Genomic DNA, 20080 nt, shown 5'->3' on the forward strand with positions numbered 1-20080 from the left:
CGTCCGCCAGGTACCCAGGGCCACATGGTGAACCGGCGTCACATGTGCATGGCGGACGCCGCGTTCGCCTCCTCCGCCTCTCCTCGCCCTCCTCGCCCTCCCCGCGCGGCGCGGCCGGCCGGCGTCCCGGCCGCGTTACGCCCGCCGGTTCACGCCCGCCGGCCCACGCTGCCGCGTCACGCCCGCCAACTCGCCGACCGGGTCAGGAGGGGGGACTCCGCACAAGGGATGATCGTCCGGATGATGGCCCTCGTCCGCTCGGTGATGTCGGCGCGGTCGTTGAGCACCCACGACATGTGCTGCGCGCCGAAGAAGGCGGAGACCAGTACCTGGGCGAGCACCTCCGGGTCCGCACCCGGGGCCAGCTCACCCAGCCGGGCCGCCTCCGTCAGCCAGGAACAGATCAGTTGGGTGTAACTCTGGTACGGCAGGGGCAGTTCGGCCTCGATCATGGCCCGCTCGATCTGCAGCCGGGCGCCGGCCTGCATCACGACGTCGTCCCGTAGCGCCACCGCGGTGTGCAGCAGTAGTTCGGCCACCGCCGGCACCGGCGGCACGCCCAACTCGGCCACCGCGTCCGCGATGACGGCGATCCGGCGGTAGAACTCGTCCGCCACGCTGAGGGCCAGTGCCTCCTTGTTGGCGTAGTGGAAGTACACCGCACCCTTGGTCATGCCGGAGAGTTCGGCGACGTCGAGGATCGTGACGGCGGGAAAGCCCTTGCCGGCGAACGCCTCGGCGGCGGCGCGCAGGATCCGCTCCTGGGTGCGGACGGCGCGTTCCTGTTTGACGTCCTTGCCGCGCGGCGCCGGTCGCGGTATGCCGGAGGGTGCGGTCAGCGGGGGGCGCTGAGGGGATTTCACGATCGGGTTCTCCTGTGCAGGCGGACGTAACTGGCAAGCGGGGCACCGTGAAACACGGCGTTACAGAGGGATTCGCCCCTTGAAATAAACCTTCGTGAAGGTAGATTTGTTGGCATTGACGGGGGGACCGCTGCCGCTGCCCTCCCATGACCTCCGGGGGGAGATCATGTACTCGTACCTGATGTCGCGCGCCGTTCGGACCTCGGCGATATGACGGCGTACGGGGTGACGACCGGCGAGGCGCAGGCCGTCACCGTCGACCCGGCTCTCGAACTCGCCTTCCAGCAGACCGTTCCCCGCCACTTCGTCCACCGCGCCGCGGTCGCCGAGGTGTTCCTGACCGACACGGTCGCCCTCGGCGGCGACCGCTTCCTGATCGGCGCCCAGTGGCCGCGCGACCACGCGCTCTACCACCCGGACGGGCAGGGGCTCAGCGATCCGCTGCTCTTCGCGGAGACGATCCGTCAGTCGCTGGTCTGCCTCGCCCACCGCTACTACGACGTGCCGCTGACCCACCGGTTCGTGGGCACCGGCATGGACTTCACGATCACCGATCCCGAGGCGCTCCTGGTCGGTACCGGGCCGCAGCGGGCGGTGCTGTCCGGCGAGTGGACGTGGGTCGGCAACCGGCCGCCGCGGCGCTTCGGGATGCGCCTGGAGGTCGTCCTCTCGCTGGCCGGCCGGGAGTGCGGCCGGGGCAGCCTGACGGTGGTGGCGGTCGACGAGCGCACCTACCGGACGCTCCGGGGGCGGGGCGGAGGTGGTCGTCCGGACGGTTCCGGCGACGCGTTCGGCGGCGGTCCTGACGGCGCGCCCGGCGCGCCCGGCGTGCCCGGCGTGCCCGGCGTGCCTGGTGCGCCCGGCGCACCGGCCGTCGCCGTGCGGCGCCGGATCCGGCCGCCGCTGGTCGGCCGGCTGCGGACCAAGGACTCCGTCCTGGCGGCCGGACCGGCCGACGGGGAGTGGCAGTTGCTGGTGGATCCGGGGCACGCGATCCTCTTCGACCATCCGACCGACCACGTCCCGCTGATGGCGCTGCTCGAAGGCGTCCGCCAGCTCGGCCACCTGCTGGTGCACCAGCCGGTGAGCAGACCCGGCGGGGGCGGGGGCACCCGTGCCGATGCCCGCACGCTGCTCGCGGTGGACACCCGCTGCCTGGCGTTCGCCGAGCTCGACGCGCCGATCACCCTGGTGGTCCGCGGCGGGGCCGGGAGTCCGGGGGCGTCCGGGCGTGCGGAGCTGACGATCGACGCGGTGCAGGAGGGCGTCCTCCTGCTGACATCGGAGTCCGTCTGGGGCCGGGGCACGACGACCGGCGCGGATCAGGGCCATCGGCGTTGACCCCCTCCTCGTCGCTGCGGTCCCGGCCATAGAAATACCGTCACGAAGGAATGTAAGCAATGACGAGGGAGAGGCCTTGAACGTCCTTTTGCCAAGCGGCCCCGGGCGCTCCCGGCCGGCGGTGGCCGGCCCGGCCGTGTCCTCGCCGCCCGGGGGCGGCCGGTCGGCCGCGGCGGTCGGGCCGGTGGCCGCTGGAATTGATGAACAGTCAACTAGCTTGAAAAGCAGCCGAGTTCGCCTCCTTGCGGTGGCCGATGCGGCGGCTCTGGCGGGGGCGGGTGCCGGTGCGGCCGACCGCGACCGGCGGCTGACGGAGGAGGTGATGGCCGCGCTGGACGGCGCCGGGTTCCCCCGGCACTTCGTCCCGGCCGGATGGGGAGGTTGTGAAGGAACGTTCACGGAGGTCTTCGACGACGTCCTGGCGGTGGCGCGGCAGTGTGCATCGGCGGGCTGGTGCGCCGGTCTGTGGGCTGCGCACGGGAGGTTCGCCGCCCATCTGCCCGAGGCGGGGCAGCGGGATATCTGGGCTGCCGGACCGGAGGTGCGGATCGCCGCCGGGCTGGTGCCGCCGGCGGGGGCGGCGCGTGCCGTCCCCGGGGGCTGGGAGGTCACCGGGCGGTGGTCCACCGTCAGCGGCGCCGAGCATGCGGACTGGGTGCTCCTCGCGGTCGCGGACACGGCGGGGGTGGACGGCGCGGGCGCGGGCATCGGCGCGGGTGTCGGCGGACCGCGGGTGTTCGCCGTCCGCAGCGGGGAGTTGGCGATCGAGGACACCTGGAACAGCCTCGGACTGCGCGGCACCGGCAGCCACACCGTCACCGCGCCCCGGCCGCTGTCGGTGCCCGACCGGCTGAGCACGCCGCTCGCTGCCATGATCGACGGCACCGGCCCGCCCGGGCGCGCCCGGTGCCACACCGTCCCGGCCCACCTGGCCGGCGGGCTGCTCTTCTGCGCACCCGCACTCGGCGCCGCGCGGACGGCGCTCGACCACTGGGCCGGCACCGCCGGTCCGGGGGCGGACGAACTGCTGACACGCTCCGCGGCCGAGCTCGACGCCGTCGAACTGCTCCTGCGCGAGGCCCTCCGGCGGGCCGACCACGGACCGGTCACCCCGGCGGCGGTCGCCCGCAACCGGCGGGACGCGGCGTACGGCGCGGAGCGGCTCGCCGCGGTGGTCGACTCCCTCGTGCGGCACGGGGGTTCGGCGCAGCGCGAGCTCGACGGGGAGCTCAACCGCGCCTGGCGGGACGTCCTGACCGTCGCCTCCCACGGCGGGCTGCGGCTCTCGGCGGCCGCCGCGCCGTACGCCGTCGCGCACGGCTCCGCTCCCGTGCCGGCCGCTCCCGTGCCGGCCGGGGGCCCCGCGAACTGTCCCGCCACGATCGGACCGTAGCCCCACCCCGGCCGTACCCCGCCTAGGTCATAGCCCCACGCCGGTCGTAGCCCCACGCCCGCCGGCGATCCGCCCGGAACGCAGCTCGTTCAGACCCTTCGACTCCGGAGCCCATCGTGCCCACCGAGCCCGCCCCACCGGCCCCGACCCGGCTGGTCTTTAGCGACGTCGACGAGACGCTGATCTCCCGCAAGAGCCTGATCGACTTCTTCACCTACTACTTCGCCCGCCGCCACGGCGGCTCCGGTCGGCGCCACGCCGACCAGACCCTGCGCTGCCTGGGGGCGCTGACGGCCGCGGGCGCCCCCAGGGACCAGGGGAACCTGGCCTACTACCGCGCCTGGCAGGGCGAGCGCGCCGACGACGTCGCCGAACTGGTGGGTCACTGGTACGCGGCCGAGGGTGGCGAGCCCGGCTTCTACCTGCCCGGCACCCGCGCCGAGTTGCGCGCCCACCGCGAGGCGGGTGCCGTCCTGGTCCTGGTGTCGGGGGGCTTCCCGGCGCTGCTCGAACCGATCGCCGCCGAGGTCGGCGCGCACCACCTGGTCTGCACCGTCCCGGAGGTCCGGGCCGGGCGGCTGACGGGCGCGGTGGTCGGCGAGCCCGCCATCGGGCAGGGCAAGGCGGCGGCCGTCCGGGCGATCCTGGCCCGCTACCCGGGGCTCGGCCCGGAGGACTGCTGGGCGTACGGGGACCACGTGTCGGACCTGCCGATGCTGGCCGAGGTCGGGCACCCCGTGGTCGTCGGGGCGGAGCCGGCCCTGGCCGCCGCGCTCCCGTCGGCCCGGGTGCTGTACAGGTGACGGCCGCGGGCGCCCGCCGGGCGGCGCGTCCACCGCCGGGCCGCCGTCCGGCCGAACCTGGTCAGCCCGGCTGCGCGTCGCACACCGGCGGCGGCATGACCAGGTGCCAGATGTCCTCGACCCGGTCGGGCAGGGTGTCGAGGCGGGCCTCGGCCACCGCGGTGTAGTACGTGCCGATCACGGAGGCGATGACGAAGCTGCTCACCGCCGCGGGCTCGTGGTCCTGCTCCAACTGCCCGGCCCGCTGGGCCTCGTCGACCAGCCGGGTCAGTGCCCGGGTGAGGTCGGTGATCACGTCCGGGGGCTGGCAGCGGGCCCGGGCCTCCTCCAGCACGAGGTGGAGGCCGGCCCGGAAGCGCAGGCAGGAGTGGAGCAGTCCGACCAGGTTGAAGGTGATGCACCGCAGCGCCGTGAGGGGCTGGCGGTTGCCCTCGTCGACCTGCTCGACGAGGTCCAGGACCTCCCGCCACGCCTGGTCGAAGGGTGTGGTGAGGGCGGCGGCCAGTTGCTGCTTCGAGGCGAAGTGCGCGTACAGCGCGCCCTTGGTCATGCCCGTGCGGCCCGCGATCCGCTGCAGGTTCGCGCCCGCGTAGCCGTGCCTGACGAATTCGTCGGCGGAGGCGTCGAGCAGCAGTTCATGCGTCCTCAGGGCCCGTTCCTGCTTGATCACGATGCCTCTCAACCGTGTCGACGCAACAATTCGGAACTGTCTGTGGCAACTCTATTACCGTCGGTGCGGCCGCCGGGCAAGGGGGGAAGCAGCGCGCGGGAGCCGGATTGGGCGGTTCGTCCCCACCCGGGAGGAATCCGCCTGTCCGCGCACGCCCGCGCGTGCGCCGTGCGGGCCGGGATACGCGCAGGTCGGCGCCCGATCTGGCAAAGTCGCTCAAAGGCTCAGCAGAACGTTCCTCCGTGAAGGTATTTTTTTCTCAGCAGTTCGAGCGTGCGCACGAGGCAGGTCGGTGCGGCACGCCGACCGAGCGCCGGCGCAGCAACGGAGCGCACCGGCCCGAACCGGCCCGTACGGTCCATGCACCGACGCACCGACGCACCGACGCCGCGTGCGGACGCAGCACACCGGCCAGGCGCACCGACGAGAGAACCGACGAGAGCACCGGTGCACGCACCGGCGAAGGCGCACCAACAGCACGCACCAGTGAACGCACCAGCGAGACGGACCGGCGTAGCGCGAGCACGAGCAGCGGCGCATCGACGCACCGGCGATTCAAGGGGAGTGGACGTCACATGCGGTTGGACGAGATGCACAGCGACGGGTCCGACGGGTCCGACGGGCCCGTCACCCTGCACGCATACGTGGAACAGGTCTTCGACTCACTGGTTCGGACCGACCAGCGGCGCTGGGCCCGGGCCTACCTGTCCGGCCTGCTCAACGTGCCCGGCAAGAAGACGCTGCAGAGACTCGCCCGCTCGGTCTCGCCCTCGACGGCGGGCGCCCACGGGCTCCAGCAGTTCATCAACGCGAGCCCGTGGGAGTGGGGGCCGGTCCGCCAGGCGGTGGCCCGGGCGGTGGCGGGCCAGGCCGCGCCCCGTGCCTGGACGGTGGCGGAGCTGACCATACCGAAACGCGGCGACCACTCGGTGGGGGTGCACCGGCGGTTCGACGCGGGCTCCGGGCGGACCGTCAACTGCCAGTTGGCGAGCGGGTCGTTCCTGGTGGGCGATGCCCACTGTGTGCCGGTGGACTGGCAGTTGGCCCTGGACGAGTCGTGGTTCGCGGACGAGGGGCGGCGTCGGCGGGCCCGGATCCCGGACGGCGTGCCCGCCCGGCCGGCCTGGACGCACGTGCTCGACTTCGCCGGGGCCGTCGCCGGGCAGCCCCGGTTCGCCGCCCTGCCGTGGGTGCTGGACCTGCGCCGGGCCCCGGACATCGGACCGGTGGCGGCCGGGCTCGGCCGGCTGGGCATGGACTTCGTCTGCGAGGTGGCTCCCGGCCAGCCGGTGCAGTCGGTGTCCCGGGCCGTGGCGCCGCTGGCCGCCGTCGGCGAACTGATGGCGCGCAGCCAGGCCCGCCAGCCGCACCTGGTGGTGCGCCAGGCGCACGGGCGGCCCAAGCCGGTCACGATGCACTCGGCGCTGGTGCGGCTGCCCCGGGCCGGGGCGCCGCGCGGGGTCTCGCAGCGGGTCTACCGGGTGCTGGTCCGGCCCGCGGTCGGGCCCCGGCAGCCGGCCCGCTACTGGATCACCAGCCTGACGGCCCGCCGGGTGGAGGACGTGCTCGGTCTCGTGGGCGCCGTCGGCTCGGCCGAGCGCACGATGGCGGACCTGGAGGAGAACTTCGGCGTCCTCGACTTCGAGGGGCGCTCCTACCCGGGCTGGCACCACCACATGACGATGGCCTCGGCGGCGGCCGCCTACCGCCGGCTGCACGCCGGCAGCGAGGCCGAGCCCACGGGGCTGCGCACCCGGATCCCGGCCCAGCGCCTCGGCGGACCGGCCCGGCGTTCGGCCTGAGGCCGGTCGTGCCGGTCGTGCCGGTCGGGGCCGGTTGTGCCGGTCGTGCCGGTGGGGCCGGTCGGGGCCCCGGGCAAAGCCTCTGCGACTTCGCCAGGTCGCGATTGTCCGGGCAACGGCGGACGCCCAAGAATGGAAGGGCGGGAAGATCCCACGGGGAGGACGCCCGGCGGGCCGTACGGATCACGGTCCCGCTCCGAGGGCAGCCCTTGTCCCGCCCGGCACGCCGTACACGCCGCGGGCGTCGGCCCGCCTCCCGCGTTCCGCCCGCCGAGCGCGCCCACTGCTGCCCCACCGGCGAGTACCGGCGACGTACCGGCGACGTGTCGACAAGCACCGAGATGAACTGACAAGCACCGCGAGCACCGAGAACCACCGAGAGACACCGAGAGACACCGAGAGACACCGAGAGACACCGAGAAGCACCGACAAGCATCGAGGAGGATCACCGTGAGTTCAGCAGGGGCCCTCGGCCGGTTGCCCGGCCCCGCAGTCTCGGACGAGGCCGCGGAGTGGCTGGCACGCGTCGAGAAGATCGCGCCGTTGATCGAGGAGAACCGCGAGCGCGGGGAGCGGGAGCGGTCGACCCCGCGCCCGGTCTTCGAGGCGCTGCGCGACGCCGGGATCCCCCGGATGTGGGTGTCGCCGGCGTTCGGCGGCGAGGCGGTGGCCATCGAGACCGGCTCGGCGGTGATCCAGGCGCTGGCCCGGCTGGACCCGTCGATCGCCTGGCAGATGGGCGTGCAGGGCGCCATCGGCCGGCTGTCGGACTACCTGCCGGAGGAGTCGGCCCGGCTGCTGTTCAAGGAGCACACCGGTCTGGTGGTCGGCGGGGTCAACCCGTCCGGTCACGCCGAGGCGGTGGAGGGCGGCTACCGGCTGACCGGGGAGTGGGCGTTCGCCAGCGGCTCCGCGCACGCCGACTGGCTGGTCTGTGCGGCCTGGGTGACGGACGGTGGCACCGTCCGCACCACCGAGCAGGGCCCGGTGCTGCGCCAGCTCTTCGTGCCGGTCGGGGACGTGGAGTTCCGCGACACCTGGTACACCGTGGGCCTGCGCGCCACCGGCAGCAACCACTACCGGGTCGACGGCGTGTTCGTCCCGGAGGGGCGGACGGTGCTGGGCACGGACATGTACCGGCCGCCGGCCGCCCGGGCCTCCCGGGCGTACGGGATCAGCTACTACGACTTCGGCCCGTTCACCTCCGCCTCGACCGCGCTGGGCATCGCGCAGCACGCCCTGGAGGAGTTCAAGGAGCTGGCCGTCCGCAAGACCCGTACGGCGGGCAGCAGTTCGCTCGCGCAGAGCCACGTTGTCCAGGACCGGCTGGCGCGCGCCGAGTTCGAGGCGTACAGCGCCCGGGTGCTGCTGCTCGACGCCGCGCGACTGGTCCGCGAGACCGGGGCGACCGGTGGCGACTCGCTGACCGCGGTGGTCCGGCTGACGGCCGCCGCGGTGGCCGAGAAGGCGGTCGCGGTGGTGGACACCGCCTACGACCTCGCCGGGGCCACCTCGGTGTACGCGGCCAGCCGGCTGGAGCGGTGCTTCCGGGACGTCCACTCGGCGGTGAAGCACATCACGCTCTCGTCGACGCACTTCGAGATGGCCGGCCAGTACCTGCTCGGCGGCGGCCTCCAGATGCGCCGCTGAGCGCCGCCCGCCGGGCCCGCACCCGAACCCCTGCGTGCCCGAACGCACCCGCACGCACCCGCACGCGCCCGAACGCCCAAGCACGTCCACGCACACGCACACGCACCGCACGGCACCACCGCACCCTCCGCTGAGCGACGAGAGACGAGGTTCCAAGGACATGGAGACGATGAAGGCCGTACAGCTGCTGGCACCCCGAAAGCCGGTGCTCTCCGAACTGCCCGTTCCGGCAACCCCGGTGGACGGTCTGCTGATGAAGACCCGCTGCGTCTCGATCTGCTCGACCGACATCTCCTTCTTCGAGGGGCACCTCTTCCCCTCCGAGTACCCGGTGATCCTGGGCCACGAGTACCTGGGTGAAGTCGTCGACATCGGCGCCAAGTTCGACCAGGAGGGCGCCGACATCAGCGTCGGCGACCGGGTCGTCTACTGGGGCCAGACCGACTTCGGCGGCTTCGCCGAGTACCGCACGCTGCGCCCGATCTTCTCCGGTCAGGTCAAGGAGGACATCTTCGAGGCGGACCGGAACTTCCACGACGACCACCGGGCCGCCGCGGTGAAGATCCCCAGGGAACTCAGCGACCTGGAGGCCTCGTTCATCGAACCGGTCACCGGGGCGCTGCGCTCGGTGCTCTCCAACCCGCCCCGGGTCGGGGACAAGGTGCTGATCCTCGGCACCGGCCCGATCGGCGTCATCGCGGGCAGCATCATCCGCCGGCTGCTGGCGCCCAACGTCGTGGTGTCGGTGGACGCCAACCCGGCCCGGAACCACTTCGCGGAGAGCCAGTTCTCCCAGCGGGCCTACCTGCCGGACGAGTTGATCGAGACCGTCGAGGACAGCACCTTCGACTACGTCTTCGACGCACTGCCCACCGTCAACGTCCCGGACGAGGCGAAGGACCCGCGCCGGGTGGCGATGCGCAAGCTCCGGGCCGGTGGCCGGTACGTGCTGTACGGCGCGTCCCAGGAGATGCAGAAGTTCGACACCTGGCTGATGCTCGCCAAGGGCATCACCATCACCTCGGCGCCGTTCGACGTCACGCACTTCCCGATGCACAAGACGGCCAACGTGATCGCCTCCGCGATGCAGATGCTGCTGTCCGGGGTGGTCGACGGCAAGGCCCTGCTGAGCACCGTGCACAAGTTCAGCGACTACGACGGCCTGGTGGAGATCTTCGAGAACTACCGCAGCACCACCGACCTCAAGACGATCGTCGACTTCCGCAACTAGGCCCGGCGAGACCGAGAGAGGCGAGTCGGATGCAAGAGGACAGCAGCGCGCCGCCGCCCGGCGGCGCCCGGCTCGTCGTGGTGGCCAACCGGCTGCCGGTCAGCCTGGAGCGCGGCGCCGACGGCGTCGAGCACTGGCGGCACAGCCCCGGCGGGCTGGTCAACGCGCTCGAACCGGTGCTGCGCGAGCACCGGGGGGCCTGGGTGGGCTGGCCCGGGACGAGTGGCCCCGTCCCGGCGCCGCCGCCGCAGGGCGGTGACGGCCCGGGCCTGCACCTGGTGGAGATCTCCGCGGCGGACGTCCGCGACTTCTACGAGGGCTTCTCCAACGCCAGCCTCTGGCCGCTCTACCACGACGTGGCGATGCCGCCGGAGTACCACCGGCACTGGTGGGACGCGTACGTCCGGGTCAACCGGACGTTCGCCCGCGCCGCCGCCGCGGCGGCCGCCCCGGAGGCCACCGTCTGGGTGCAGGACTACCAGCTCCAGCTCGTCCCGGAGTTGCTGCGCGAGCTGCGGCCGGACGTGCGGATCGGGTTCTTCCTGCACATCCCGTTCCCGCCGGTGGAGCTGTTCATGCAGCTGCCCTGGCGGTCCGAGATCGTCCGCGGCCTGCTCGGCGCCGACCTGATCGGCTTCCAACGGGCCGGTGGTGCAAGGAACTTCCAGTGGCTGGCGGAGCGGCTGGCGGGCGCGCAGCCGGACCGCGGCCAGCAGGTGGCCGGCGACGGTTCGGGGCGCCTGCGGACGGGTGGGCGGACGGTCACGGTGGGCGCCTTCCCGATCTCGGTCGACGCGGCGGGTCTCGAACGGCTGGCCCGCCGGCCCGAGACCCGCCGCCGGGCCCGGCAGATCCGCGCCGAGCTCGGAAACCCGCGCCACCTCGTCCTCGGTGTGGACCGGCTGGACTACACCAAGGGCATCGACGTCCGGTTGCGCGCCCTGCACGAGATGCTCGCCGAGGGGCGGATCAAGGCCGACGACGTCGCCATGGTGCAGATCGCCACCCCCAGCCGGGAGCGGGTCGACCACTACGTGCGGATGCGGGAGGACATCGAGCGCACCGTCGGCCGGATCAACGGCGAGTTCGCCCGGGTCGGCTACCCGGCCGTGCACTACCTGCACACCTCGGTCGGTCCGGAGGAGCTGGCCGCCTTCTACCGCGCCGCCGACGTCATGCTGGTGACGCCGCTGCGGGACGGTATGAACCTCGTCTGCAAGGAGTACGTGGCCTGCCGCTACGACCTCGGCGGCGCCCTGGTGCTCAGCGAGTTCGCCGGCGCGGGAGGGGAGTTGACCGATGCCTTCCAGGTCAACCCGCACCACCTGGACGAGGTGAAGTCCGCCCTGGCCGCCGCGCTCGACCTGACGCCCGAGGAGGGTGCCCGGCGGATGGCCGGCCTGCGCCGGCAGGTGCTCGGCCACGACGTGGCGCACTGGGCGCGCTCCTTCCTCGACGTCCTGGCGGGCGGAGCGCCGCCGGCCGCCGGCCGCGCCGGCGCCGGGGAGACCACGGCGGAGGGCGCCGGCACCGACGGCGGCGCCGCCGAACAGGCCGGCGCCGCCGGCCGGACGCTGCCCGCGCAGGCCGGTCCTCGGCCCGCCGCTGGCACCCTGCGCAAAGCCGTCATCCCGGCGGCCGGCCTCGGCACCCGCTTCCTGCCCGCGACCAAGGCGACGCCCAAGGAGCTCCTCCCGGTCGTCGACAAGCCCGCGATCCAGTACGTGGTCGAGGAGGCGGTCGCCGCCGGACTGGACGACCTGCTGGTGGTGACCGGCCGGCACAAGCGGGCACTGGAGGACCACTTCGACCGCAACCACGAGCTGGAGAGCGCCCTGGAGCGGCGTGGCGACACCCGTCGGCTGGCCGGCGTCCGCGAGCCGGTCGAGCTGGCCGACATCCACTACGTGCGCCAGGGCGAGCCGAAGGGCCTGGGTGACGCCGTCCTGCGCGCCGCCCCGCACATCGCCGGGCAGCCGTTCGCGGTACTGCTCCCGGACGACCTGATCGACCCGGAGGACCCCTTGCTCACCCGGATGGCGGAGGTGCAGGCGCGCAAGGGCGGCAGCGTCGTCGCCCTGATGGAGGTCGAGCCGGAGCTGATCCACCGGTACGGCTGCGCCCGAGTGGTGCCGACGGGCGAGGACGACCTCGTCCGGGTGACCGCCCTGGTCGAGAAGCCCGCGCCGGAGCAGGCCCCGAGCAACCTGGCCGTGATCGGCCGTTACGTGCTGGACCCGGCGGTCTTCGCCGTCCTGCGGGAGAGCGGGACGGGCCACGGCGGTGAGCTCCAGCTGACCGATGCGCTGCACCGGCTGGCGACGGACGAGGGGATCGGCGGGCCGGTGCACGGGGTGGTGTTCCGGGGTCGGCGCTACGACACCGGCGACTGGGCGGACTACCTGCGCGCCATCGTCCGGATCGCCTGCCGGCGGGAGGACTTCGGGCCGCAGTTCCGGGCCTGGCTGCACGACTACGTGACCGGCCCGGAGGCCACCGCCGCGCCGATCACCGCACCCACCACAACACCCGCCGCCGCACCCGCCGCCGCACCCACCACAACACCCGCCGCCGCACCCGCCGCCATACCGGCCCCGCCCACCGGCGCCCCACCCGCACCGACTGCCGACGGAGACCTCTGATGCCCGTGGCCCAGGCCGCATTCACCCAGGCGATGTCCCGCGTGCCCGCGCCCGTCACGGTGGCGACCACCACCGACCGGGACGGCCGGCACTGGGGGTTCACCGCGAGCTCCTTCACCTCCCTCTCGCTCGACCCGCAGCTCGTCCTGATCTGTCTGGACAAGGCCGCCAGCACCCACGCCGCCTTCACCGCGGCCGACCGCTTCCTGGTCAACATCCTGGCCGACGACCAGTCCGAGGTGGCCGTCCGGTTCGCCACCTCGAACATCGACCGGTTCGCCGCCGGTGACTTGGTGACCTGCGAACTCGGTCTTCCCGGGCTGGAGTCCGCCACCGCCCGGCTCGCCTGCACCACCCACCGGATCCTCGACGGCGGGGACCACAGCATCCTGGTCGGCCGGGTCGAGCAGCTGTACACCGGCAGCCGGCCGCCGCTGGTCTACAGCGACCGCCGGTTCACCCGGCCCGTCCCGCTCGACCAGCCGGCCCGGGCGCGGTGAGGTGCGGGCCCGTCCGGCTGGCCGTCCTCGGCACCGCCCACGTCCACCTGCCCGACCACCTCGCGGCCGTCACGGCGGCCGCGGGCGTCGAGCTCACCGCCGTCCACGCGGGCCGCGGCCCGTGGCCGGAGCTGCCGGCGGAGGTCCGCCGGGCCGCCACCGCGGAGCAGGCCCTCGCCGGGGCGGACGCGGCACTGATCGCCTCGACCACCGCGGAGCACGCCGCGCTGCTGCACCTGGTGGCCGCGGCCGGGCTGCCGGTGCTCTGCGAGAAGCCGCTCGGCCGCTCGGCCGCCGAGACCGCCGACCTGCTGGCCGTACTCGCGGCCGGCGGGAGCCGGGCGACCACCGCGATGTTCCTGCGCTGCACTCCGGCCCTGCGCCGGCTGCGCGAGCTGCTGGCCGGGCGGCGGCTCGGCCGGATCGCCTCCGTGGAGGCCGGGTTCGCGCACCCCGGCCTGACCGACGGCCTCTTCGCGGGCCCGGCCGGCTGGATGCTGGACCCGGCCGCGGGCGCCGCGGGCGCCTTCGCCGACCTCGCCGTGCACCTCGTCGACCTGCTGCTCTGGCTGGACGGCGGCGCCGTGCCGGAGGTGCTGGGCGCGGCGCTGCGCCACCGGCCGGGGACGGTCCCGGATGTCGGCGGCGCCGCCCTGCTCTCCTGGGGCGGGGTGCCGGTCTCGCTGCACGCAGGCTGGGCCGCGCGCCCGGGCGGCTTGTCGGTGCGGGTCGCGGGGGAGCGCGGCACGGCCGTGGTGGAGGGCGGCCGGCTGGTCCTCACCGGTGCGCTGGAGCTGACGGCCGCCACGGCCGCGCCCTATGCGGGTGCGGCCACCGAGGCGTTCCTCGCCGGGCTGCGCGGCGAGGAGGTCTGGGAGGCGCCGACGGCGGCCGAGCTGCTGCGCGCGGCGGCCGTCCTGGACGCCGTGGCCGAGGCGGCGGCCCGTGCCCCCACTCCGGCCGTCCGTACCGCCACCTCGGCGACCTGCGCGAACGCCGTTGCCGTGGAACGGACTTACCAAAGTCTCACCGGTCCTGCGGGCAGCACTGCCCAGGGGACCAATCATACGAAATGATGCAAATGGTCGTACGGCGCCCGATCGGGTGCCGGGAACAGTCTGGAGGAGAATCGTGTCTTCGCCCCTTTCCCCAACTCCACTGATGGATCTGACTCTCGGGGTCTACGCCTTCAAGGCCCTGGCGCTGGCGACCGAACTGGAGGTGTTCACCGAGCTGGCCGAGGGCAAGGGCGTCACCCTGGAGGGCTTCGCCGCGCGGCACGGCATCCACGAGCGGCCGGCCGAACTGCTGCTGACCGCCCTGGTCTCGCTCGACCTGCTGACCCTCGACGACGAGGGCCTCTACCGCAACACGCCGGTCACCGAGGAGTACCTGGTCAAGGGGAAGCCGCGGTACTTCGGCGGCTGGGTCACCCTGGTCGACAAGCACGAGTACCCGGCGTACATCAAGACCCTGGACTCGCTGCGCGGCAACCACCCCAGCACCTGGGACGTCGAGGGACAGAAGTCCCTCTTCCAGCCGGACGACCCGGTGGTCAAGGAGCACTTCTGGGACGCCATGCACTCGCTGTCCGCCTACACGGCGGGCCGGCTGGCCGAGGCCATCGACTTCACCAACATCCACCGGCTGCTCGACGTCGGCGGCGGCGGCGCGGCGTACGACATCGAGCTGGCGCGCCGTCACCCGCACCTGCGGACCACGGTCTTCGACCTGCCGTTCGTCTGCGAGCTGACCAGGCCCCGGGTGGAGGCGGCCGGCCTGTCGGACCGGATCGACTTCGCCAGCGGCGACTTCTTCGAGGTCGGCGGCATCCCGTCCGGCTACGACGCGATCCTGCTCTCCAACATCCTGCACGACTGGGGCATCGACGACGCGCGGAAGATCCTGCGGGCCGCGGCCGAGGCGCTGCCCTCCGGCGGCGTGGTGCTGATCACCGAGTCCTTCGTGGACGACGACAAGCGCGGGCCGGCCCCCGCGGCGCTGATGAGCTTCAACATGCTGGTCGAGACGTGGGGCCGCAACTACACCGCGGCCGAGTACGGCGAGTGGGCGGCCGAGTTCGGTCTGAAGCCCGAGGGCGTCGTCCCCTTCGAGGGGCAGGGTGCCAACGGCGTCTGGGTCGCCCGCAAGCCCTGACGCCTCGTCAGGATCCTTCCACGGCGCGACGCACGGGCGCGACCACGACCGCCCCGTGAACGGCCAGCAGCGCCCGCCCGGTCCTCCCCGGGCGGGCGCTGCGTCGTGTCCGGCCCGCGTCAGCGGGCCGCGGCGGTGCCGACGGCACCGGCGCCGTCCACAGGGCCGGCCGGGCCGGTCGCGCCGGCGTCACGCCGGCCGTCCGCGCCGCCGCGGGTCGCGCGGACGGCCGGGTGCAGCGGCGGCGGGGTGACGCTCGCCGGGCGTCCCTTCGCGAACTCCTTGCGCAGCACCGGCACGACCTCCTCGCCGAGCAGGTCCAGCTGCTCCAGGACGGTCTTCAGCGGCAGCCCGGCGTGGTCCATGTTGAACATCTGGCGCTGGTAGTCGCCGAAGTACTCGCGGAACTGAAGGGTCTTCTCGATGACCTGCTGCGGGCTGCCCACGGAGAGCGGCGTGATGTCCATGAACTCCTCCAGCGAGGGCCCGTGCCCGTACACCGGCGCGTTGTCGAAGTACGGGCGGAACTCCCGGACGGCGTCCTGGGAGCGCTTGCGGATGAAGGCCTGCCCGCCCAGCCCGACCACCGCCTGCTCGCGGGTGCCGTGGCCGTTGCGGGCGTACTGCTCCCGGTAGAGCGCGATGAGGTCCTGGAAGTGCTCCTTCGGCCAGAGGATGTTGCTGGCGAAGAAGCCGTCGCCGTAGTAGCCGGCCTGGACGGCGATCTCCGGGCTGCGGATCGAGCCGTGCCAGACGAACGGCGGGACGCCGTCCAGCGGGCGCGGGGTGGCGGTGAAGGACTGCAACGGGGTGCGGAACCGGCCCTCCCAGTCCACCGCCTCCTCACGCCAGAGCCGGTGCAGCAGTGCGTAGTTCTCGACCGCGAGCGGGATGCCCAGCCGGATGTCCTGGCCGAACCACGGGTACACCGGGGCGGTGTTGCCCCGGCCGAGCACGAGGTCGACCCGGCCGTCGGCGAGGTGCTGGAGCATCGCGTAGTCCTCGGCGATCTTCACCGGGTCGTTGGTGGTGATCAGTGTGACGGCGGTGGAGAGGATGATCCGCTCGGTGCGGGCGGCGATGTGGCCGAGCAGGGTGGTGGGGGAGCTGGGCACGTGCGGCGGGTTGTGGTGCTCGCCGGTGGCGAAGACGTCCAGGCCCACCTCCTCGGCCTTGACGGCGATGGCGACCATGGCCTTGATCCGCTGGTTCTCGGTCATGGCGCGGCCGGTGTTCGGGTCGGGGGTGCAGTCCCCGACGCTGTAGATCCCGAACTGCATGGGACTCCTCACGGTGGTGGCATGGGCAGGCGGTGGTGGACACGCACCGGCTGCCCGTGCCGGGTGGCCGCGGGGAGTTCCGATGCGTGGTTCAGCTGCCGGCGCGGAGCCGTTCGCGGGCGGCCTCGACCGTCTCGTCGTCGAGGGCCCCGGTCAGGATGGCGTCGAGCAGTCCGGGGTAGCGGGCGTCCAGGTCGTCCCGGCGCAGCCGCAGCACGTTCTCCCGTCCGGAGGGCTGCTGCCAGATGACGCCGCTGTCGCGCAGGACCCGCCAGTGGTGGGTCATGGTCGACTTCGAGGTCACGCCCAGGATGTTCAGGACGCTGCCGCAGTTGTGCTCTCCCCCTGCATCGAGGACCCGCACCACGGCGAGCCGGACCGGGCTGCCGAGGGCGGAGAGGACGTTCTCGATGCGGATCTGCTCGCGGTCTGGGTGGCGGTAGCTCATGCTCCCACGGTACCGCGACAGTCCAACGATGAACCGTCCGCACGTGCCACCCCCTTCCCGCCATGGCGGTCTCCGCCGGTGACCGTCCGGTGATCGTGCGATCACCGCCCGGGTTGCCGAACAGTCCTAGAGTACGCAAAGATACAAACAGTCGTACTCACGATGGGCTTTCCGCCCGCGATTCCCCCGGTCCGGGGCATCCCGCGACCGGACCCGAGAAGGGTGCACTCCCATGTCCACTTCGTCCGCGTCCGCGGGCCACGCCCAGGCTCCCGGCGGCGCCCGGCACCTGGGCTGGACCCTGGCGTTGCTCGCCCTGGCGCAGCTGATCTACGCGCTGGACCTCAACATCGTCTTCGTGGCCCTGCCCGAGATCGGCTCCGATCTCGGCTTCCCCGGCCAGACCCAGCAGCTGGTGGTCAGCGCCTACGTCGTCTTCGCCGGCGGCTTCCTGCTCTTCGGGGGGCGGGCCGCCGACCTGCTCGGGCGCCGTCGCATGTTCATCCTCGCCCTCGCCATCTACGCGGTGTCCTCGCTGGCCGGCGGTCTGGCCGGCAGCCCCGGCGTGATCATCGGCGCCCGCATCGTCCAGGGCATCGGCGGCGCGCTGCTGCTGCCCTCCACGCTCTCCCTGATCAACACCCAGTTCGAGGAGGGCCCCAAGCGCAACCGTGCCCTGGCCGTCTGGGGCGGCGCCGGAGCCAGCGGGCTCACCCTCGGCGCACTGCTCGGCGGCGTGCTCACGGAGAACTTCGGCTGGCCCGCGGTGTTCTACGTGAACGTCCCGCTGGCCGGTCTGGTCGCCCTCGCCGCCCTGTTCGTGATCCCGAAGGACCCGGCGCGCACCGAGCGCCGCCGCTTCGACCTGCCGGGCGCGCTCAGCGTCACCGCGGGTGCCACCCTCCTGGTCTTCGCCCTGGTGGAGGGCCCCGAGCTCGGCTGGCTGAGCGGCTGGGTGCTCGGCGCGTTCGCCGCGGCGGTGCTGCTGCTCGCGGGCTTCGCCCTGATCGAGAGCCGCAGCGCGGACCCGCTGATGCCGTTCCGGATCTTCCGTAACCCGAACCTGACCGCGGGCACCGCCATCACCTTCATCTACATGGCGACCTTCGGCGTCCTGCCGTACTTCCTCACCGTCCTGCTGCAGACCGTCCACGGCTACAGCGCCCTGGAGACCGGCCTCGCCTTCCTCGTCCCCTCGGTGGCGATCGCCCTCGGCACCCAGCTGGGCGAGCGCCTCACCACCCGCAGCGGGCTCCGTCCGACCCTGATCGGCGGCTTCCTGGTCGGTGCGGTCGGCACCGCGGTTCTGGCCTTCGGCTTCGACGCCGACGCCGGCTACCTCGCCCTGCTGCCCGGCCTGATCGTCTCCGGCGTCGGGCAGGGCGTGGTGTGGACGGCCATGTGGATCGCCGCCGCGACCGGCACCCCCGCCCACGAGCAGGGCGTGGCGAACGGCGCCGCCTCCACCGCGCTCAACCTCGGCAACGCCATCGGCCTGGCCGTCTTCACCGCGATCGCCGACGCGGGGACGGGCGGCAAGGCCGGCGACGCCCTGCTGAAGGCCACCGCGGACGGCGAGTTCCTGGTCGTCGTCCTCACCGCGGCCGGCATGGTGCTCGGCCTGCTGCTCACCTTCACCCTGCGCAAGCCCTCCGCCGCCGGGGGCGCGGAGCCCGCCAAGACGGACGAGGAGGCGCTCGCGGCGCGCTGACCCGCCCCCTCCCTCGGGCCCGCCGGACTCCGGACGGCAGGCGCGGACCAGGCCTCCCCGGCGCCGGTCCGCGGCTGCCGTCCGGTCCGCGTCTGCCGTCCGGCCCACAGGGACCGGTGCACATCGACCGGCCCGCTCCGCGCGGGCCGGCGGGGCCGTTCCGGTGGGCGTGCCCCCGCGGCCGCGGGGCGACCTCCCAAAGTGTCGCCGGGCCGGGCCCGCACCCTTGTCGCCCGCCGGACCATCCGAAAGAGTACGTACTGTTCCGCGTGGGCCTGCCCCGGAACCCCAGTCAGCAGCCGCTGCAACCCCAGGGAGCGCTGTGTCTCGCCGCCTGTTCACCTCGGAGTCCGTCACCGAGGGACACCCCGACAAGATCGCTGACCAGATCAGCGACACCATCCTCGACGCTCTGCTGCGGGAGGACCCGACTTCGCGGGTCGCCGTGGAGACGCTGATCACCACCGGCCAGGTGCACGTGGCCGGCGAGGTGACCACCAAGGCGTACGCGCCGATCGCCCAGCTCGTCCGGGACAAGATCCTGGAGATCGGCTACGACAGCTCGAAGAAGGGCTTCGACGGCGCCTCCTGCGGCGTGTCGGTGTCCATCGGCGCGCAGTCGCCCGACATCGCGCAGGGTGTGGACACGGCGTACGAGGCCCGCGTCGAGGGCTCCGCCCGGGACCGCGACGCGGACCTTCCGGACGGCGCTGACGGCACGGACGGCACGGACGACCTGGACAAGCAGGGTGCCGGCGACCAGGGCCTGATGTTCGGCTACGCGACGGACGAGACGCCCGAGCTGATGCCGCTGCCGATCACCCTGGCGCACCGCCTGTCGAAGCGGCTCTCCGAGGTCCGCAAGAACGGGACCGTCCCCTATCTGCGCCCCGACGGCAAGACCCAGGTCACCATCGAGTACGACGGCGACAAGGCCGTCCGCCTCGACACCGTGGTCGTCTCCTCGCAGCACGCCAGTGACATCGACCTCGGCTCGCTGCTGACCCCGGACATCCGCGAGTTCGTCGTCGAGCCGGAGCTCAAGGCCCTCGCCGACCAGGGCATCAAGCTCGTCACCGAGGGCTACCGCCTCCTCGTCAACCCGACCGGCCGCTTCGAGATCGGCGGCCCGATGGGCGACGCCGGCCTCACCGGCCGCAAGATCATCATCGACACCTACGGCGGCATGGCCCGCCACGGCGGCGGCGCCTTCTCCGGCAAGGACCCGTCCAAGGTCGACCGCTCCGCCGCCTACGCCATGCGCTGGGTCGCCAAGAACATCGTCGCCGCAGGCCTCGCCCGCCGCGCCGAGGTCCAGGTCGCCTACGCCATCGGCAAGGCCGAGCCCGTCGGCCTCTTCGTCGAGACCTTCGGCACCGAGACCGTCCCCGTCCTCACCATCCAGAAGGCCGTCACCGAGGTCTTCGACCTCCGCCCGGCCGCCATCATCCGCGACCTCGACCTGCTGCGCCCGATCTACGCCCGGACCGCGGCGTACGGGCACTTCGGCCGTGAGCTGGCGGACTTCACCTGGGAGCGGACCGACCGGGTCGACCAGCTGAAGAAGGCCGTGCAGGACTGATCTGGCG

Annotated in this window: 15 protein-coding genes and 2 pseudogenes; 13 read left to right on the top strand and 4 right to left on the bottom strand. The window is 73.2% G+C overall.

Annotated elements, in window-relative coordinates:
• Positions 1 to 176: 176 nt before the first annotated feature.
• Positions 177 to 863 carry a ScbR family autoregulator-binding transcription factor gene (locus OH807_RS37355; protein WP_406208655.1) on the bottom strand — a complete coding sequence of 229 codons (687 nt, stop codon included), beginning with the start codon at positions 861 to 863 and terminating at the stop codon, positions 177 to 179.
• A 210-nt stretch (positions 864 to 1073) separates the two neighbouring features.
• On the opposite strand from OH807_RS37355, the gene OH807_RS37360 reads away from it, so the two are divergent.
• From OH807_RS37360 to OH807_RS37370, 3 genes are all read left to right on the top strand, one after another.
• Positions 1074 to 2204, top strand: coding sequence for a ScbA/BarX family gamma-butyrolactone biosynthesis protein (locus OH807_RS37360; protein ID WP_406208658.1), 1131 nt, complete (start codon positions 1074 to 1076; stop codon positions 2202 to 2204).
• A gap of 247 nt (positions 2205 to 2451) precedes the next feature.
• Complete coding sequence (locus OH807_RS37365; protein ID WP_406208661.1) at positions 2452 to 3597, top strand: oxidoreductase; 1146 nt, start codon at positions 2452 to 2454, stop codon at positions 3595 to 3597.
• Positions 3598 to 3713: 116 nt separating this feature from the next.
• Positions 3714 to 4400: an HAD family hydrolase gene (locus tag OH807_RS37370; RefSeq protein WP_406208664.1), complete on the top strand. Its 687-nt coding sequence runs from the start codon at positions 3714 to 3716 to the stop codon at positions 4398 to 4400.
• Positions 4401 to 4461: 61 nt separating this feature from the next.
• Here OH807_RS37370 and OH807_RS37375 read toward each other — a convergent pair whose 3' ends face one another.
• On the bottom strand, positions 4462 to 5070 hold the full coding sequence (locus OH807_RS37375) for a TetR family transcriptional regulator (RefSeq protein ID WP_406208667.1): 609 nt from the start codon (positions 5068 to 5070) through the stop codon (positions 4462 to 4464).
• 575 nt (positions 5071 to 5645) lie between these two features.
• Between OH807_RS37375 and OH807_RS37380 the strand changes: the two genes are divergently transcribed.
• From OH807_RS37380 to OH807_RS37415, 8 genes and pseudogenes are all read left to right on the top strand, one after another.
• Positions 5646 to 6872, top strand: a complete 1227-nt coding sequence (locus tag OH807_RS37380; protein ID WP_406208670.1) for an IS701 family transposase — start codon at positions 5646 to 5648, stop codon at positions 6870 to 6872.
• 450 nt (positions 6873 to 7322) lie between these two features.
• Complete coding sequence (locus OH807_RS37385; RefSeq protein WP_406208673.1) at positions 7323 to 8522, top strand: acyl-CoA dehydrogenase family protein; 1200 nt, start codon at positions 7323 to 7325, stop codon at positions 8520 to 8522.
• A gap of 160 nt (positions 8523 to 8682) precedes the next feature.
• Positions 8683 to 9753, top strand: coding sequence for a zinc-binding dehydrogenase (locus OH807_RS37390; protein WP_406208675.1), 1071 nt, complete (start codon positions 8683 to 8685; stop codon positions 9751 to 9753).
• A 29-nt stretch (positions 9754 to 9782) separates the two neighbouring features.
• Positions 9783 to 11204, top strand: a pseudogene (locus tag OH807_RS37395) (trehalose-6-phosphate synthase); the annotation flags it as partial.
• A gap of 162 nt (positions 11205 to 11366) precedes the next feature.
• A pseudogene (locus OH807_RS37400) lies at positions 11367 to 12236 on the top strand (UTP--glucose-1-phosphate uridylyltransferase); the annotation flags it as partial.
• Positions 12237 to 12394: 158 nt separating this feature from the next.
• Entirely contained in the window at positions 12395 to 12895 is a 501-nt protein-coding gene (locus OH807_RS37405; protein ID WP_406208678.1) for a flavin reductase family protein, read from the top strand.
• Positions 12892 to 13971, top strand: coding sequence for a Gfo/Idh/MocA family protein (locus OH807_RS37410; RefSeq protein ID WP_406208681.1), 1080 nt, complete (start codon positions 12892 to 12894; stop codon positions 13969 to 13971). Before OH807_RS37405 ends, OH807_RS37410 begins: the two co-directional genes overlap by 4 nt.
• Positions 13972 to 14056: 85 nt before the next feature.
• Positions 14057 to 15052, top strand: coding sequence for a methyltransferase (locus OH807_RS37415; protein WP_406208684.1), 996 nt, complete (start codon positions 14057 to 14059; stop codon positions 15050 to 15052).
• Between the two features lie 119 nt (positions 15053 to 15171).
• On the opposite strand, the gene OH807_RS37420 is transcribed toward OH807_RS37415, so the two are convergent.
• Positions 15172 to 16332, bottom strand: coding sequence for an LLM class flavin-dependent oxidoreductase (locus OH807_RS37420; RefSeq protein ID WP_406208687.1), 1161 nt, complete (start codon positions 16330 to 16332; stop codon positions 15172 to 15174).
• Between the two features lie 91 nt (positions 16333 to 16423).
• Positions 16424 to 16780: an ArsR/SmtB family transcription factor gene (locus tag OH807_RS37425; RefSeq protein WP_406208690.1), complete on the bottom strand. Its 357-nt coding sequence runs from the start codon at positions 16778 to 16780 to the stop codon at positions 16424 to 16426.
• 232 nt (positions 16781 to 17012) lie between these two features.
• On the opposite strand from OH807_RS37425, the gene OH807_RS37430 reads away from it, so the two are divergent.
• Entirely contained in the window at positions 17013 to 18491 is a 1479-nt protein-coding gene (locus OH807_RS37430; RefSeq protein ID WP_406208693.1) for an MFS transporter, read from the top strand.
• Between the two features lie 322 nt (positions 18492 to 18813).
• Positions 18814 to 20073, top strand: a complete 1260-nt coding sequence (metK, locus tag OH807_RS37435) for a methionine adenosyltransferase (protein ID WP_406208696.1) — start codon at positions 18814 to 18816, stop codon at positions 20071 to 20073.
• Positions 20074 to 20080 lie beyond the last annotated feature (7 nt).

The sequence above is a fragment of the Kitasatospora sp. NBC_01560 genome (assembly GCF_045208415.1).
GTDB lineage: Bacteria > Actinomycetota > Actinomycetes > Streptomycetales > Streptomycetaceae > Kitasatospora.